The sequence below is a fragment of the Microbacterium sp. Soil_N32 genome (genome assembly GCF_057655505.1).
In genome coordinates, this window is sequence record NZ_JBDGME010000018.1 from 257800 (window position 1) to 273583 (window position 15784).

Annotated in this window: 16 protein-coding genes; 10 read left to right on the plus strand and 6 right to left on the minus strand. The window is 70.4% G+C overall.

Annotation, left to right across the window (positions count from 1 at the left end):
- The first annotated feature begins 14 nt into the window (after window positions 1-14).
- From AC3A3J_RS07580 to AC3A3J_RS07590, 3 genes are read left to right on the plus strand one after another with little or no spacing between them, the layout of a single operon-like run.
- Window positions 15-674, plus strand: a complete 660-nt coding sequence (locus tag AC3A3J_RS07580) for a response regulator (protein ID WP_487671690.1) — start codon at window positions 15-17, stop codon at window positions 672-674.
- Entirely contained in the window at window positions 664-1905 is a 1242-nt protein-coding gene (locus tag AC3A3J_RS07585; protein ID WP_487671691.1) for a sensor histidine kinase, read from the plus strand. The genes AC3A3J_RS07580 and AC3A3J_RS07585 overlap by 11 nt, the downstream gene beginning before the upstream one ends.
- Window positions 1902-2909 carry a hypothetical protein gene (locus tag AC3A3J_RS07590; RefSeq protein ID WP_487671692.1) on the plus strand — a complete coding sequence of 336 codons (1008 nt, stop codon included), beginning with the start codon at window positions 1902-1904 and terminating at the stop codon, window positions 2907-2909. Before AC3A3J_RS07585 ends, AC3A3J_RS07590 begins: the two co-directional genes overlap by 4 nt.
- A gap of 291 nt (window positions 2910-3200) precedes the next feature.
- Here AC3A3J_RS07590 and AC3A3J_RS07595 read toward each other — a convergent pair whose 3' ends face one another.
- From AC3A3J_RS07595 to AC3A3J_RS07615, 5 genes are all read right to left on the minus strand, one after another.
- The gene (locus AC3A3J_RS07595) at window positions 3201-3422 is read right to left on the minus strand and encodes an acyl-CoA carboxylase subunit epsilon (RefSeq protein WP_487671693.1); all 222 of its coding nucleotides are present in this window, start codon (window positions 3420-3422) and stop codon (window positions 3201-3203) included.
- Window positions 3419-5008 carry an acyl-CoA carboxylase subunit beta gene (locus tag AC3A3J_RS07600; protein WP_487671694.1) on the minus strand — a complete coding sequence of 530 codons (1590 nt, stop codon included), beginning with the start codon at window positions 5006-5008 and terminating at the stop codon, window positions 3419-3421. The genes AC3A3J_RS07595 and AC3A3J_RS07600 overlap by 4 nt, the downstream gene beginning before the upstream one ends.
- Window positions 5009-5095: 87 nt before the next feature.
- Window positions 5096-6085 carry a hypothetical protein gene (locus AC3A3J_RS07605; protein ID WP_487671695.1) on the minus strand — a complete coding sequence of 330 codons (990 nt, stop codon included), beginning with the start codon at window positions 6083-6085 and terminating at the stop codon, window positions 5096-5098.
- Window positions 6086-6163: 78 nt separating this feature from the next.
- On the minus strand, window positions 6164-6856 hold the full coding sequence (locus AC3A3J_RS07610; protein WP_487671696.1) for a phosphocholine cytidylyltransferase family protein: 693 nt from the start codon (window positions 6854-6856) through the stop codon (window positions 6164-6166).
- A 197-nt stretch (window positions 6857-7053) separates the two neighbouring features.
- Window positions 7054-8046 carry a hypothetical protein gene (locus AC3A3J_RS07615; RefSeq protein WP_487671697.1) on the minus strand — a complete coding sequence of 331 codons (993 nt, stop codon included), beginning with the start codon at window positions 8044-8046 and terminating at the stop codon, window positions 7054-7056.
- Window positions 8047-8080: 34 nt separating this feature from the next.
- Between AC3A3J_RS07615 and AC3A3J_RS07620 the strand changes: the two genes are divergently transcribed.
- From AC3A3J_RS07620 to AC3A3J_RS07630, 3 genes are read left to right on the plus strand one after another with little or no spacing between them, the layout of a single operon-like run.
- Entirely contained in the window at window positions 8081-9325 is a 1245-nt protein-coding gene (locus AC3A3J_RS07620; RefSeq protein WP_487671698.1) for an ABC transporter ATP-binding protein, read from the plus strand.
- Window positions 9301-10854, plus strand: coding sequence for a hypothetical protein (locus AC3A3J_RS07625; protein ID WP_487671699.1), 1554 nt, complete (start codon window positions 9301-9303; stop codon window positions 10852-10854). Before AC3A3J_RS07620 ends, AC3A3J_RS07625 begins: the two co-directional genes overlap by 25 nt.
- Before the next feature lie 59 nt (window positions 10855-10913).
- Window positions 10914-11180 carry a DUF3039 domain-containing protein gene (locus AC3A3J_RS07630; protein ID WP_314650794.1) on the plus strand — a complete coding sequence of 89 codons (267 nt, stop codon included), beginning with the start codon at window positions 10914-10916 and terminating at the stop codon, window positions 11178-11180.
- Window positions 11181-11187: 7 nt separating this feature from the next.
- Here the strand turns inward: AC3A3J_RS07630 and AC3A3J_RS07635 are convergent, their stop codons facing one another.
- On the minus strand, window positions 11188-12513 hold the full coding sequence (locus tag AC3A3J_RS07635) for a nicotinate phosphoribosyltransferase (RefSeq protein ID WP_487671700.1): 1326 nt from the start codon (window positions 12511-12513) through the stop codon (window positions 11188-11190).
- Window positions 12514-12575: 62 nt separating this feature from the next.
- On the opposite strand from AC3A3J_RS07635, the gene murI reads away from it, so the two are divergent.
- From murI to AC3A3J_RS07655, 4 genes are all read left to right on the plus strand, one after another.
- Window positions 12576-13412 (plus strand): glutamate racemase, encoded by an 837-nt coding sequence (gene murI / locus AC3A3J_RS07640; protein ID WP_487671701.1) that lies wholly within the window; start codon window positions 12576-12578, stop codon window positions 13410-13412.
- A 21-nt stretch (window positions 13413-13433) separates the two neighbouring features.
- A complete protein-coding gene (gene rph / locus AC3A3J_RS07645; protein ID WP_487671702.1) occupies window positions 13434-14171 on the plus strand; it encodes a ribonuclease PH in 738 nt (245 codons plus the stop codon).
- Window positions 14123-14767 (plus strand): RdgB/HAM1 family non-canonical purine NTP pyrophosphatase, encoded by a 645-nt coding sequence (rdgB, locus tag AC3A3J_RS07650; protein WP_487671703.1) that lies wholly within the window; start codon window positions 14123-14125, stop codon window positions 14765-14767. Before rph ends, rdgB begins: the two co-directional genes overlap by 49 nt.
- A 74-nt stretch (window positions 14768-14841) precedes the next feature.
- Window positions 14842-15762 (plus strand): cation diffusion facilitator family transporter, encoded by a 921-nt coding sequence (locus AC3A3J_RS07655; RefSeq protein WP_487671704.1) that lies wholly within the window; start codon window positions 14842-14844, stop codon window positions 15760-15762.
- Window positions 15763-15784: the final 22 nt, after the last annotated feature.

Sequence of the window (15784 nt, forward strand, 5' to 3'; positions counted from 1 at the left end):
ACTAGGCTGTGGGCATGAGCACGGTCGCCCTCATCGATGATCACGAGTCGGTCCGTCTGGGTCTCGAGGCGGCCTGCGGTCGCGACGGACAGACGGTCGTGTTCTCGGGCAGCACCGTGGCGTCCTATCTCGACTGGCGCGCATCCACCGGAACCACCCCTGCCGACGTCGTCGTCCTCGACCTCACGCTCGGCGACGGCACCACGGTCACCGAGAACGTCTCCTCGCTCGTGGCCGACGGCGCGAGCGTCGTCATCCACAGCGTCGCCGATCGCCCGGCCGCGGTGCGCGAAGCGTTGGCGGCCGGCGCGGCGGGCGTCGTCAGCAAGTCCTCCGCCCTCGACGACGTACTCGACGCCATCCGCACGGTCGCGAACGGCGAGGCGCTCAACAACGTCGAATGGGCGAGCGCGGTCGACGGTGACCGCGAGTTCGCCGACGCGCAGCTGTCCACGCGCGAGCGCGAGGTGCTCCGTCTCTATGCCACCGGCCTGCCCCTCAAGGCCGTCGCCGACCGACTCGGGGTCGCCTATTCCACGGCGAAGGAGAACATCACCCGCATCCGCGTGAAGTACGTCGAGGTGGGGCGGCCGGCGCCGACCAAGGTCGACCTGCTGCGCCGCGCGATGGAGGACGGCATCGTGGCCGCGGACGGGACCGCGGGTGGCCGCTGAGTCGCTGAGCGTCCGGGAGGCCTGGAGCCAGATCCCGTCGCCCGGAGCCGCCGGGGGCGAGTTCGAGCGTTTCACGGGCAAGCGCATGGAGCGCATCCTCGCGATCGTCGTCGCGATCGGCTCGGGGTTCCTCGGCGTGCAGGGCTTCACCAAAGCGTTGGAGACGCTGCCGGACGGAGACGTGCCGCACCTCGTCGTCGTGCTCGTGGTCTTCGTGCCCCTCGCCGCCATGCTGTTCTGCTGCCTGATCGGTCGCGGCGTTCGTGTCGCCTCGGGCGCGTTCGCTCTCGTCTATGTGCTCGCGCTCGCCGTCTGGCCGAACATCGTCGACGCCGGAGCGGCCGTGAGCACCCCCGAAGTGCGCCCGTGGATCTTCTTCCTGGTCAACGTCGCCGTGGTCGCGGCGATGCTCGCCTTCCCGCTACGCGTGCAGTACGCCTGGGCGGTCGCGGTGCCGATCGTCTACGGATACGTCAGCCTGGTGGAGGGTGGATTCGCCGTCGAGTTCTGGTTGCGGGTGGGCTTCGAGGTCTCGTTCACGGTGATCCTCGGGCTCATCATCATCTCGCTGGGGTGGATGCTCCGATCGGTCGCCGCCGGTGTCGATGACGCACGCGGACGTGCCGTCGCCGCCTACGCGGGCGCAGCGGCCGCTGCGGCGGCGGAGGAGGAGCGGATGGCGATGTCGGCGCTCATGCACGACAGCGTGCTGGCGGCGCTCATCGCGGCGGAGCGTGCGGACGGCGAGCGGGCCCGCGAGCTCGCGGTCGCCATGGCGCGTGAAGCGCTCACCCGACTCGCGAACACCGAGGCCGCCGTCGCTCAGGAGGGCAGCGACGAGCCGGTCACTCGGGGACAGGTGGTCGTGGAGCTGCGCCGCGCGCTGTCCGAGCTCGGCGTCGACGCCGTCGTCGAGGAGTCGGGTGCGGGGCCGGCGATCCCCGGACGCGTTGCGCGTGCGATCGTGCTCGCCGCGCGGCAGGCGATCGGGAACGCGGTCGCGCACGCCGGAGGCCGCGGACTGCACGTGCTCGTCGCCACGGTCCCTGGAGGCAGCATCCGCGTCGTGGTCAGCGACACCGGCCCGGGCTTCGACCTCGCGTCGATCGGTGAAGACCGTCTCGGTATCCGCGCGTCGATCCTCGCCCGGATGGCGGGGGTGGCCGGCACGGCCGAGATCTCCTCCGACGCGGCGGGCACGACCGTCGAGCTCGGGTGGGACGCCGAATGAATCGCACGGTGCGCGGGGTCGCGACGTCGCTCGCGATCGGCTTCGGCATGTACTTCGCGGCGACGGCGATGGTCTGGAACCCCCGGCCCCACGCGCCCGTGCTTGCCGTGGTGGCTGTCGCCGCCTATCTCGCCGTGCTCAACACGGCGATCCTCGGTGCGCCCGCCCGGGTGCGCATGCCGCTGTGGTCGGCGTTGCTCGCGCTCCTGTCGGCCGCGGCCATCCCGGTCATGGTCAACCTCTCCTTCCCCGAGGCGGCACGTACGACGACCGTCGTGACCTGGTACATCGGTGGGATCGGACTGCTCGGGATCGTGTTGGTCGTGCGCCGCCGGTTCGTCTTCGCGTGGCTGCTGCTTGTCACCCTCGTCGCGGTGTCCCTGGCGTTCCTCGGACTCGCGAAGGCCCTCGATTCCGGGCTCGTCGGGTCGACGATGTGGATCCTCGTGGCGCAGTTGCTCGTCCTGTTCTGGGATCGTGCGGTCAGCGACACCGAGCGGCTCGCCGAGATCCAGCAGGCCGTCTCGGCATGGCACGCGACGCAGCTGGTGCGGCAGCGGGAGCGACGATTGCGCACCCAGTTCGCCCTGGCGGTCGCGGGCCCCGTGCTGAGCCGTACGGTGGCATCGCACGGCGTGCTGACCGACGAGGAGCGTCTCGAGGCCCGCCTGGCTGAGGGACGTCTGCGTGACGAGCTGCGGGGAGCAGACCTGCTCAACGATGCCGTCCGCGATGCCATCGAAGCGGCGCGACGGCGCGGAGCGAGCGTCACCGTCTTCGACGAGGGCGGACTCGACGGGATCGACGAGGCCCGACGGGCGCAGATCCGCGACGAGCTCGCGGGGGTGGTCGCGGGTGCGCATGCAGGAAGGCTCATCATCCGCTCGGCGCGGGACGACCGTATCGCGGTGACGGTCGTGGGACGCGTCGGCTCCGGTTCGTCGCGCGACGACGACGCGGTCGACGTGTGGCACGAGATCCCCCGCGCGGCGGGAACAGCCTGAGACGACGCCGCGTGTGCCGGAGCGCGCGGGGGCCGGCATACCGACGGCTCCGATCGGGGGAGGGCACCGGAGCCGAAGGAAGAGAATGGGCGAGGGGCGGCGAAGCCGCCCGCCCCTCGCCATGCGGCCCAGTTACCCGAAAACCGGCCGCGGGTGACCGGTCATCGTCTGTCTACCCTGGGACAGAGAGCCGGTCGAACGCGAAGCGTCTCTCTAACTATCGCGGTTCGTCCCCGCGGTGTCTGTAGGTATTTTGGGGGACATCTGGGTGACGACGTCCCTCCGGGCGGATCAGCCCGAGAAACGGCCCCACGGGATGTCGCGTCGCAACGGGCGCCGGAGCGGCCGCTGCGTGCGCACCCACGCCGAGACACGGGGTTCCTCGGCGACGGCCGCCGACGCCTCCTGCACGTACGCGTCGCTGACGACCGCGATGAGGGCGGCGAGCTCCTCCTCCGTCGCGGTGCCGCGGGTGATCTCGAGGTCCGGCCTCTCGTCGCTCGCCCCACTCACAGCGGGATGTTCCCGTGCTTCTTGGGCGGCAGTTCCGCCCGCTTGCCGCGCAGCGCACGAAGCGACTTCGCGATCGAGACGCGGGTGTTCGCCGGCTCGATGATGCCGTCGAGCTCTCCGCGCTCGGCGGCGAGGAAGGGCGAGGCCACGTTGTAGGTGTACTCGTTGGCCAGGCGGGTGCGCACAGCGGCCACGTCCTCGCCGGCCTCTTCGGCCTTCTTGATCTCACCGCGGTACAGAATGTTCACGGCGCCCTGTCCGCCCATGACCGCGATCTCCGCCGTCGGCCATGCGAGGTTGACGTCGGCACCGAGCTGCTTCGACCCCATCACGATGTACGCGCCGCCGTAGGCCTTGCGCAGGATGACGGTCACGAGCGGCACGGTCGCCTCGGCGTAGGCGTAGAGCAGCTTGGCGCCGCGGCGGATGACGCCCGTCCACTCCTGATCGGTGCCGGGCAGGTAGCCGGGCACGTCGACCAGGGTCACGATGGGGATCGAGAATGCGTCGCAGAACCGCACGAAACGGCTCGCCTTCTCGCCGGCCTCGATGTTGAGGGTTCCGGCCATCTGCGACGGCTGGTTGGCGATGATGCCGACCGATCGGCCCTCGATGCGTCCGAAGCCGATCACGATGTTCGGGGCGAACAGCGGCTGCACCTCGAGGAAGTCGCCGTCGTCGACGACGTGCTCGATCACCGTGTGGATGTCGTACGGCTGGTTGGGCGAGTCGGGGATGATCGTGTTGAGCTCGCGATCGGCATCCGTCGTCTCGAACTCGAAGACGCCCTCGTACGACGGCAGCTCGGCCATGTTGTTGTCGGGCAGGAAGCCCAACAGCGTCCGCGCGTAGTCGATCGCGTCGTCCTCGTCCTCGGCGAGATAGTGCGCGACGCCGGAGCGGGTGTTGTGCGTGTAGGCGCCGCCGAGCTCCTCCATGCCGACGTCCTCGCCGGTGACGGTCTTGATCACGTCAGGGCCGGTCACGAACATCTGGCTGGTCTTGTCGACCATGATGACGAAGTCGGTGAGCGCAGGGGAGTACACGGCGCCGCCGGCCGCCGGGCCCATGATGATCGAGATCTGCGGGATGACTCCCGAGGCGCGGGTGTTGAGGCGGAAGATCTCGCCGTACTTGCCGAGCGCGACGACGCCCTCCTGGATGCGGGCGCCGCCCGAGTCGAGGATGCCGATGCAGGGCATGCCCCCGGCGAGAGCGAACTCCATGATCTTGACGATCTTCTCGCCGGCCACCTCGCCGAGCGATCCGCCGAAGGTCGAGAAGTCCTGCGAGTAGACGGCGACGGTGCGGCCGTGGATCGTGCCGACACCCGTGACCACAGAGTCGCCGTAGGGACGCGAGCGGTCCATACCGAATGCGGTCGTGCGGTGACGGACGTACTCGTCGAACTCGACGAAGCTGCCCGGGTCGACGAGCAGCTCGATGCGCTCGCGGGCGGTCATCTTGCCCTTCGCGTGCTGCTTCTCCTTCGCCTTCGCTTCCGCGTCGACGACGGCTTCGCTGTAGCGGGCCCGCAGGTCCGCGATCTTGCCGGCAGTGGTAAAGAGGTCGGGCTGTTCCGTCACGAATTCCACCCTAGCGTCGGGGCGGCGTCGACCGTTGGATGCTCGCCACAACGGCTCGCGTGATCCTTTGGCGGCGTGCTCCTGTCGTCAGGAAGCGGGTGCGCCCGCCGAGTCGGGGAGGCGATGGTCGCCGGATGCCTCGTCGAGCGCCTCAATGTCGGAGTCGGTGTCTCGCCGGGAGCGGCGCGGAGCGAGTTCGCCGACGCGGTGTCCCGCTCGGCCCATGCCGCGCACCACGGTGCCGGCCGCTCCCGCAACGGCGGAGCCCGCGGCCCGCACACCGTGCAGCATCCGCAGTTCGGTCTGCTGCGCCCCGTCGACCGGTTCGAGCTCGACGGGGAACTGGAGGGGAGCGTGCCCGAATGCCCGTCGCGACGTGGTGAGCACACGGCGTCCGAGGATGTGGTTGCCTGCGCCGCCGATCGCCGCACCGACGCCGAACGGGAGGGCCTTGCCAAGGAACGAGGCACCGCCCCGCGCGGCGAACTGCCGCACGAAGGTGCTCTTCAGTCGATCCACGAGCGGGCCGACAGCGGCGCGCGGCAGCGACTTCGTAACGAGCTCGCCCCAGTACGAGGAGCGGTTGCCGCCCTTGCCCACGACCTGCCCCGCGAGCTGACGCACGAGGTCGACCCCCTCCTTGCCCAGCATGAGGGTCATCACGAGGGCGCGTGCGCGCTCGGGGTCGGCCACGGCGATCCCGTGCACCTCGGCCACTGATTGCGCGAACAGCGCGGTCGACTCGACGAACCCGACCGTCTCGACGCCCGAGAGGGCCAGCGTGATGCCGGTGCCGATGCCCGGGACGACCGCGGTGGCTCCGACCGCAGCCCCGCCGGCGGTGACGGCGGCGAGGTAGCGGCGCTCGAGGGTGTGGACGATCTCGTCGGGCGTCGCCCGGGGATTGCGCAGGCGGATGCTGCGGATGTGCGCGAGGACGAGCGGGCGCTGGATCGACAGCACCCGGTCGAGCCCCCGAACCATGAGCGGATGCTCGGTCGAGCCCGCCGGCGGGAGGCCCGTGTCCCAGGGCGCGTCGTCCGGAAGCGAGTGGATCTTGTGCACCTTGCGAGCCATGGTCCGATCCTAGGAAGAGTCGCCGCGAGAAAGCAGAGAGCCGCAGCCTCGGCGAAGGCTGCGGCTCTCAAGAGCGGGTCAGACGAAGAGGTTCGCCCGCTCGAGGTCTTCGGCGAAGTCGACCTCGACCGCGTACAGGTCGGAGACGTCCATGGGCTCGAGCAGGAGGCCGTCTTCGGCGATCGCGAGCTCGAGGCCGCGCTCGAAGTAGTCCTGGTCGTCGACGCGCTGCAGCTGTCGCATGAACGCCCGCTTGTCGGCCGACGAGATGTAGTTGATGCCGACGGCCTCGCCGAGACCGCCCTGGACGGTCTTCGACAGCTCGTGGATGAAGCCCTCGGAGGTCACGGTGTACTTGACCTCCTCGTCGCTGACCTTGGACGTGTTCACCGTGACGAACGACTGGTCGCGCTCGATGTACGCCGCCGCGCGGCCGAGGATCATCGGGTCGAAGACGACGTCGCCGTTCATCCAGAGGACACCGCTGCGACCGGTCGCGCCGAGGGCGCGGAGGAGGCTCTTCGAGGTGTTGGTCTCGTCGTAGCGCTCGTTGTGGACGTAGTTGGCCGAGGGGAATGCCTCGATGATCGTCTCGGCACGGTAGCCGACGACCGTGGTGATGCGGGCGTCCGAGCCGAAGGCGGCGCGGATGTTGTCGTGCTGCTGGCGCATGATCGTGCGTCCGTCGCTGAGCTCGGTCAGCGGCTTGGGCAGGGCGCGACCCAGGCGCGAGCCCATGCCCGCGGCGAGGATGACGGTCTGAAGAGTCACGAGTGCTCCTTAAAAAGGTGTGTTCAGGGCCGGTTCACCGGCCGGACACTTCTTCGTGCCGCGTTCATGCTAGCGAGAGACCCTGGGAAGACAGGGCGGGGGTTGACGACGTTGTCAATTCGTGATCCGTTTGCCACGGAACGTTCAGGGTCGCGCTGGAGCGATGCGATGACTCGATTCTCCACAGTTTCTCCGACTCATGCCAGGCCTTTCGGTGCGCCTTGATACCGTAGGACGGTGACTGCTTCCTCTGACGACCGCACCGAAGAAGCCGACGTCTCCCGGGCCCGATCAGGGGCCGACGCATCGACGCGGCCGACGGGCGAGGCGACCGGCTCGTCGTCGACGACGACCGACGCCGGGTCGTCCGACGCACCTGCGCCGAAGACGGGGGCGGCGAAGAAGTCCGCGTCCTCGGCTGCGGCGCGAACGACGGCGGCCAAGAAGACCGCCGCGTCCACGTCGTCGGCGGCGAAGGCGAGCGCTGCGAAGAAGAAGCCCGCTGCGAAGTCCACGACCCGTACGACGGCGCCGACGAAGAAGACATCACGTCCCGCAGGCGCGCGCACCCCGGTCAAGACGGCTGCCGAGAAGGCGGCCGTCGTCGCCGACGTCGTCATCGAGCCCCTGCGCGCCCCGAGCGCGAGCGACGCGGGGACGACCACGTCCGACGCTCGGACGCTCCCCGCGTCGACGTCGTCGACCGACTCCGCCGCGACGACATCGTCGACGACGAAGCCGACCGCGACCACGGGCGCTTCGGCCCCGAGGGCGTCGGCGAAGACCACGGCGGCGAAGACGACCACGGCGGCGAAGACGACCACAGCCAAGACCACCGCGGCGAAGACGGCGGCGGCGAAGAGCGCTGCGGCGAAAACGGCGACATCCCGGACCACCGCGGCGAAGACGACTGCGGCGAAGACGACTGCGGCGAAGACCGCTGCGGCGAAGACGACTGCGGCGAAGACGACGGCGGCGAAGAGCACTGCGGCGAAGACGACCCCAGCGCGGTCGACCACGTCGGCGGATGCCGCGGGCACCGCGCGCACGGCGGCGGCGAAAGCCGCGGCGGCGAAGGCATCCGCCTCGAAGACGGCTGCGCGCACCGCGGCTTCGCGAGCCGCCTCGGCGAAGACCGCGGCCGCACGCACGGCAGCGGCGAAGACCGCGGCCGCGAAAGCAGCGGCCAAGGAGGCAGCGGAGTCTCCGGTAGAGAAGTCTCCGGTGACCGAGGCGCCCGTGACCGAGGCTGCGGCTGTGGAGACCCCCGCAGTGGAGACCCCCGCAGTGGAGACCCCCGCAGTGGAGAGTCCCGCTGCGGATGCTCCGGAGGTCGAGGCTCCGGTCGCAGACGCGCCTGTCGCCGCGACCACGGGCGATGAGACCGCCGTTGCCCCGGACACCGCAGCGAACGCCGTCGCCGACGCCGCCGCCGCCTCGGAACCCGCCGACGATGAGACGGAGGACACGACCGTCGTCGAGGCAGCCCGCGTCGCTCACGGGGCGAGCGCCGACCCGGCCGAGATCGCACCGTCCGCAGCCGAGCCGGCCCTCGAGCCCACCGCCGCCCCCGGTGCAGAAGCTGCCGACGCGGCCCCCCTCGCAGAGACGAGCTCGGACGACGCCTCGACGAGCGCGGTCGCGTCCGCGCCCGCCGAGCCGGACGAACCCGAAGTTCCCGCGGCCTCCGAGCCGTCGGCAGAGGGCAGCGGCGAGGCCATCAGCATCCGCGGTCTCGTCAAGCACTTCGGCGACAACCACGCCGTCGACGGCATCAGCCTCTCGGTGCCGGCCGGCACCTTCTACGGCATTGTCGGCCCCAACGGCGCGGGTAAGACGACCACCCTCTCGATCGTGGCCGGGCTGCTGCGCGCTGACGCCGGGTCGGTCACGATCTGCGGCATCGACCAGGCCGCCGACCCCCTCGCGGCCAAGCGTGTGATGGGCGTGCTGCCCGATCGACTGCGCACGTTCGACCGCCTCACCGGTCGCCAGCTGCTCCACTACTACGGTCTGCTGCGCGGTCTCGCCTCGGACGTGATCGAGAAGCGCGTCGCCGATCTCGCGCGCGCCTTCGACCTCGGTGATGCGCTCGGCCGCGTCGTCTCCGACTACTCGGCCGGCATGACGAAGAAGGTCATGCTCGCGGGTGCGATGATCCATTCGCCGCGGGTGCTCGTGCTCGACGAACCGTTCGAGTCCGTCGATCCCGTGTCGTCCGCCGTGATCCTCGACATCCTGCGCGCCTACGTGGCCCATGGCGGCACCGTGATCCTCTCCAGCCATGGAATGGATCTCGTCGAGCGGGTCTGCTCGCGGGTGGCGATCATCGTCGGGGGAGAGGTGCTCGCCGAGGGCACCGTCGACGAGGTGCGTGCCGGTCAGACGCTGGAGGCGCGATTCGTCGAGCTGTCCGGCGGTATCGGCGAGGTGGAGGGTCTCGAGTGGTTGCACACGTTCTCCGACTGAGGCTCGCGCTGGTCCTCGGATCGCTGCGCGGCGAACGCCGGATCCGCTCGATCGCGGGCTTCGTTTTCGTCGTCGCCCTGGCCGCCGTGGTGTGCGCCTCGCTGCTCTCTCTCGCCGACGCGCCGCTGGCCGTCGCCCGCACGGTGACGGTGCTCGGCGGTGCGGCGATCACCCTGGGGTTCCTCGTCGGCCCGATCCTCGTCGGGGCGACCGATCAGCTCGACCCGCGTCGCTTCGCGGTCTTCGGGGTCGACGAACGGCGGATGCCGTGGGTGCTCGCCGTCGCCGCGCTGGTCAGCGTGCCCAGCCTCGCCCTCCTCGCCGTGCACATCACGGCATGCATCGTGGCGATCCGCCTCGGCACACCTCCTCTGTTCGCGATCGTCATGGCCCTCGTCGGCCTGCTCACCACCGTGCTCGTCGCCCGGATCGGCATGGCGCTGAACGCCGTGCTGCTGCCCGAGCGGCGGCCGCGCGAACTCACGGCCCTCTTCGTGCTCGCCCTGCTCGTGGTCGCTTTCCCCGTCGCGGTCTTCCTCGCGTCGTTCCGGTGGGACGGGCGTGTCCCGCAGGGCCTCATCTCGCTCACCGGTGCGGTCGCATCGAGCCCCCTCGGCGCCGCCCCCGGCGCGCTGCTCGACGACCCGGGCGCTGCGTGGCTCAGCGCCGTCGTCGCGGTGCTGACGCTCGCCGTGCTGCTCGCGGTCTGGGCCTGGCTCGTACGTCGTCTGCTGACCACGACGGCTCGCCCGGTGACATCGCGCGAACGCACGGGGCTCGGGTGGTTCTCGCTCCTGCCGTCGTCGGCGTTCGGCGCGATCGCCGCCCGCAGCCTGGTCTACTGGCTGCGCGACCGCCGCTACATCGTCAACATCATTGTCGTGCCCGTCGCGGGTGTGCTCACGGTGCTGCCGCTCCTCGTCGCCGGAGTGCCGCTCGAGATCGCGGCCCTCGTGCCCGTGCCCGTCATGGCGCTGTTCTTCGGCTGGCTGCCGCACAACGACGTCGCCTACGACTCGACCGCCCTGTGGACCCATGTGGCGAGCGGAGTGCGCGGACTGCCCGACCGCCTGGGACGACTGCTGCCCGTGCTCCTCGTGTCGGTGCCCGTGCTCGCCGTCGCCGTGCCGGTCACGCTGCTCGTCACGGGCGACTGGTCGCTGCTCCTGCCCTTCACCGGCGTCGCCGCCAGCCTGCTCTTCAGTGCGCTGGGCGTGTCGAGCGTGATGTCGGTCGTGGCGCCGTATCCGGTGTCGCGCCCCGGCGACAGTCCGTTCCAGCAGCCGCAGCGCGCCAGTGCGCGGAGCGCCTACGGACCTGCGATCGCGTTCCTCGCGGCTATCGCCGTGAGCACGCCGACGCTCTGGTTGTTCGCATCGACGCTCTCGGAGGGGTCCGCACTGGCCATGACCACCTTCTGGACCGGCATGGCGACCGGAATCGTCGCCCTCGCCCTCGGCGCGGTCATCGGCGGTCTCGTGTTCGAGCGCAGCGGCACGCGCCTCATGGAATTCGTCGAGACGGCGTAGTTCGCCGAGTCGGCGTGAGCCCGACCCCCGCCGTCGTTCTGCACGATTAGACTCTCGGGATGAGCACTCCCCTGGACAGCCCCGATCAGGGCGGCGTGGCAACGCTTGATCGCGAACTCGAAGAGCTTCTCAAAGAAGAGAACATCGAACCGGGCGACCACGAGCGTTTCTCGCACTACGTCAAGAAGGACAAGATCCTCGAGTCGGCGATCACCGGCAAGCCGGTGCGTGCGCTGTGCGGCAAGAAGTGGACTCCGGGTCGCGACCCCGAGAAGTTCCCCATCTGCCCCACGTGCAAGGAGATCTACGAGTCGATGACGCGCTGAGTGCGGGTCACGCCACCTCGACGTAGACGGTGGGGATCGCCGGGTCGGACTTGCTGAGCGCGAGCGCCCGTACCGGCAGCTCCTCGCGGACCCGGGCGTGGTGCGCCCGCGCGGATGCGGTGCCCTCGGGTCCCTCGTGCGCGGTGTCGATGTCGCCGTTGTCGATCAGGGTGACCTGCAGGGCGCGGCCCTCGGCATCCGGCCCCGGAGCATCGAGTCGCTCGAAGCCGTCGGCGACGAGGATGCGCTCGCTGCTCGCGACTCCGTCGTCGATGGTGCGGAAGGCCGCCTTGCGACCGCCGTGCGACGCCTTGTCGGCCGACGCCTTGGCGACGCCGATCCAGGCGCCGGCGGCATCCTGTCGCGCCACGAGCTTGTAGACCATGCTGGCGGTGGGGTAGCCGGAACCGGTGACGACCGACGTGCCCACGCCGTACGCGTCGACGGGGGAGGCGGCGAGGGCGGCGATGGCGTACTCGTCGAGGTCGCTGGTCACGGTGATCCGGGTCGACGTGGCGCCGAGAGCATCCAGCTGCTCGCGCACCTCGGCGGCGACGATGGGCAGGTCGCCCGAGTCGATGCGCACACCGCCCAGCTCGGTGCCCGCGACCCGGATGGCGGTCTCGACCCCCGTGCGGATGTCGTAGGTGTCGACGAGCAGCGTCGTGCCGGTCCCGAGGCTGTCGACCTGCGAGCGGAAGGCCTCCTCCTCGCTGTCGTGCAGCAGGGTCCAGGAGTGGGCCGCGGTGCCCATCGTGGGGATGCCCCAGGTGCGGCCGGCCTCGAGATTGCTCGTCGAACGGAACCCGGCGATGTAGGCGGCGCGGGCGGCGGCGACGGCCGAGCGGTCGGCGGCCCGACGCGAGCCCATCTCGGCGAGCGGGCGCTCTCCCGCCGCGATGCTCATGCGCGAGGCGGCGGTCGCCACCGCCGAGTCGTGGTTGAGCACGCTGAGGGCGAGAGTCTCGAGCACCACGGCGTCGGCGAAGCTGCCCTCGACCGTCAGGATCGGCGATCCGGGGAAGTACAGCTCGCCCTCGCGGTACCCGCGGATCGTGCCGGTGAAGCGGTAGCCCTCGAGGTAGCGCAGCGAGTCGGCGTCGACCACGTCGTTGTCGCGCAGGAAGCGCAGTTCGTCGTCGCCGAATCGGAAGTCGCGGATGAGGCTGAGCAGCCGGCCGGTGCCCGCCACCACGCCGAACCTCCGGCCGCCCGAGAGGCGACGCGAGAACAGCTCGAACACGCTCGGGCGTGCGGCCGTGCCGTCGCGCAACGAGGCGGCGAGCATCGTGAGTTCGTAGCGGTCGGTGAGCAGCGCCGTCGACGAGGTCATGCGCCTCAGCTTAGTGAGCCGGAACCACCGTGGTCGTCTCGGCCCGAGTAGGCTGGGGAGTCATGAACGACGCGCCCATCGGTATCTTCGACTCCGGTGTCGGCGGGCTCACGGTGGCGCGGGCCATTCGCGCCCAGCTGCCCCGTGAGTCGTTCGTCTACATCGGTGACACGGCGCATTCCCCGTACGGGCCGAAGCCCATCGCCGACGTGCGCCGCTACGCGCTCGAGGTGCTCGACACCCTCGTCGATCAGGGCGTGAAGATGCTCGTGATCGCCTGCAACACGGCATCCTCGGCCATGCTGCGCGATGCGCGCGAGCGCTATGACGTCCCGGTCGTCGAGGTCATCGGCCCGGCGGTGCGCCGTGCCGTATCGACCACGCGCAACGGCCGTATCGGCGTGATCGGCACGATCGGCACGATCGGTTCGCGCGCCTATCAGGACATGCTCGAGGTGAACGAGCGCCTGCAGGTCTTCACCGCGGCGTGCCCGCGGTTCGTCGAGTTCGTCGAGGCGGGCATCACCGGCACTCCCGAGGTGCTCGCCGTGGCCGAGGAGTACCTGGCCCCGCTGCGCGATGCCGGGGTCGACACGCTCGTGCTCGGCTGCACGCACTACCCGTTCCTGCGCGGAGCGATCAGCTACGTGATGGGTGAGGGCGTCACCCTCGTGTCGAGCGACGACGAGACCGCCGGCGACGTCTACCGCCAGCTCGTGCGCGGCGACCTCCTCGCGTCGCCCGACGCGAACGCGAGCTACGTCTACGAGGCGACCGGCGACTCGGCGGCCGACTTCACCGCTCTCGCGAACCGTCTCATGGGGCGCGAGGTGCGCGATGTGCAGCTCGTGCAGACCGGCGTCATCACGCTTCCTCCCTCTCTTCCCGACCCGCAGTAGCCCATCGACCGAAGGAACACCATGTCCGACATCGTCCGCGCCGACGGCCGCGCCACCGACCAGCTCCGCGAGATCACGATCGAGCGGGGGTGGAGCGCGCACGCCGAGGGCTCGGCGCTGATCAGCTTCGGCGGCACCAAGGTGCTGTGCACGGCATCCTTCACGAACGGTGTTCCGCGGTGGCTCACCGGCAAGGGCAAGGGCTGGGTGACCGCGGAGTACTCGATGCTGCCGCGCGCCACGAACAGCCGCAACGACCGCGAGAGCGTGAAGGGCCGCATCGGCGGTCGCACGCACGAGATCTCCCGTCTCATCGGCCGCGCCCTGCGTGCGGTGGTCGACACCAAGGCGCTCGGCGAGAACACCATCGTCATCGACTGCGACGTGCTGCAGGCCGACGGCGGCACCCGCACGGCCGCGATCACCGGCGCATACGTGGCGCTCGCGGATGCGATCGAGTGGGGCCGCGAGAAGAAGTTCATCGCCCGCAACTCGACGCCGCTGATCGATTCGGTCGCCGCGGTGTCGGTCGGCATCATCGACGGCGAGCCGATGCTCGACCTCGCGTACGTCGAGGACGTGCGCGCCGAGACCGACATGAACGTCGTCGTCACGGGGCGGGGGCTGTTCGTCGAGGTGCAGGGCACCGCCGAGGGTGCGCCGTTCGACAAGAGCGAGCTCGACGCGCTTTTGGGCCTCGGCGTCGACGGATGCGCGACGCTGACGCAGCACCAGCGCACGGCTCTGGCGGGGGAGTGACCGTGCAGGTCGTGCTCGCCACGCACAACCCGCACAAGGTGGCGGAGTTCCAGCAGATCGTGGCGCGCGTGCGGCCCGATCTCGAGGTCGTCGCGTACGACGGGCCCGAGCCGGTCGAAGACGGCGTGACCTTCGCCGACAACGCGCTCCTCAAGGCGCGGGCCGCCTCGGCGCACACCGGCCTGCCTGCCCTGGCCGACGACTCGGGGATCTGCGTCGACGTGCTCGGCGGGTCGCCGGGCGTCTTCTCGGCCTACTGGGCGGGGCAGAAGAAGGATGCCGCCGCCAACCTCGATCTCCTGCTCGATCAGCTGCGCGACATCGCCGACCCGCATCGCGCGGCCCACTTCACCTCGACGATCGCCCTCGTCACGCCCGAGGGCGGCGAACAGGTCGTGACCGGCATCTGGCCCGGGCGTCTCGCGCACGCGGCATCCGGCGGGGGCGGGTTCGGCTACGACCCGATCTTCGTGCCGGACGGACAGCCGGCGGGTGCCGAGCGGACCGTCGGCGAGTTCACCGACGACGAGAAGCAGACGCAGTCGCATCGGGCCCGCGCCTTCGAACAGCTCGCCCCGCTGCTCGCCGACCTCTGAGACTGGTTCTCGTTACCCTTCCCGACTAGGCGGAATCGCCCTTCGACGGGGTGCGGGCGTCCTAGCCTGGAAGCATGCACGATCACGCGCCCGCTGCCGGCGGCATCCGTTCGGCAGGCCATCGCCGCCTGCTGACGATCTCGCTGTGCCTCACGGCGACGATCATGCTCGTGCAGGTGGTCGGAGCCGTGCTCACGGGCTCTCTGGCGCTTCTCGCAGACGCGGCGCACATGTTCACCGACGCCTCGGCGCTCGTGATCGCGCTCATCGCGGCGGCGGTGGCGGCACGCCCCGCCGACGACCGCCGTACCTTCGGATACCAGCGCGCCGAGGTGTTCGGAGCGCTGATCAACGCGATCATCCTGCTGCTGCTCGCGGGCTGGGTGGGGATCGAGGCCGTCGGGCGTCTGCTCGATCCGCAGGAGGTCGAGGTGGCGGGCGGTCTCATGCTCGTCGTCGCGGGCGTCGGCCTGCTCGCGAACGCGGTCTCGATGTGGCTGCTCAGCCGTGCTCAGCGCACGAGCATCAACGTGCGCGGCGCCTACCTCGAGGTGATGGGCGACCTCATCGGGTCGGCCGCCGTCATCGTCGCCGCCGTCGTGATCGTGACGACGGGATGGATGCCGGCCGATGCCCTCGCCTCGCTGTTCATCGCCGTCATGATCGTGCCGCGCGCGATCGCGCTGTTGCGGGAGGTGTTCTCGGTGCTGTCGGAGTCGGCGCCGCAGGGCACCGCGGTCGCCGACATCCGCGCGCACCTCCTCGGCCTCCCCGGCGTCGTCGGGGTGCACGACGTGCACGTGTGGCAGCTCACGCGTGGCGCGCCGGTGTTCAGCGCCCACGTGGCCGTCGAGCCGGCCCTTCTGGCGGGCGGGGGGAGCGCGGCGCTGCTGGCCGAGCTGCGCGGCTGCCTTGCCGACCACTTCGACGTCGATCATTCGACCTTCCAGATCGAGCCGGCGGAGCAGGCGCACTGCGACCCGCGGCACGTCTGAGCATCTGCTCTTCTCGCGTCGC

What these genes read in the sequence shown, in the direction of transcription:
- rph (WP_487671702.1), top strand. Translation starts at nt 13,434, where the DNA reads ATGTCCGACATCGTCCGCGCCGACGGCCGCGCCACCGACCAGCTCCGC.
- rdgB (WP_487671703.1), top strand. Translation starts at nt 14,123, where the DNA reads ATGCGCGACGCTGACGCAGCACCAGCGCACGGCTCTGGCGGGGGAGTG.
- AC3A3J_RS07635 (WP_487671700.1), bottom strand. Translation starts at nt 12,513, where the DNA reads ATGACCTCGTCGACGGCGCTGCTCACCGACCGCTACGAACTCACGATG.
- AC3A3J_RS07630 (WP_314650794.1), top strand. Translation starts at nt 10,914, where the DNA reads ATGAGCACTCCCCTGGACAGCCCCGATCAGGGCGGCGTGGCAACGCTT.
- AC3A3J_RS07605 (WP_487671695.1), bottom strand. Translation starts at nt 6,085, where the DNA reads ATGGCTCGCAAGGTGCACAAGATCCACTCGCTTCCGGACGACGCGCCC.
- AC3A3J_RS07655 (WP_487671704.1), top strand. Translation starts at nt 14,842, where the DNA reads ATGCACGATCACGCGCCCGCTGCCGGCGGCATCCGTTCGGCAGGCCAT.
- murI (WP_487671701.1), top strand. Translation starts at nt 12,576, where the DNA reads ATGAACGACGCGCCCATCGGTATCTTCGACTCCGGTGTCGGCGGGCTC.
- AC3A3J_RS07580 (WP_487671690.1), top strand. Translation starts at nt 15, where the DNA reads ATGAGCACGGTCGCCCTCATCGATGATCACGAGTCGGTCCGTCTGGGT.
- AC3A3J_RS07590 (WP_487671692.1), top strand. Translation starts at nt 1,902, where the DNA reads ATGAATCGCACGGTGCGCGGGGTCGCGACGTCGCTCGCGATCGGCTTC.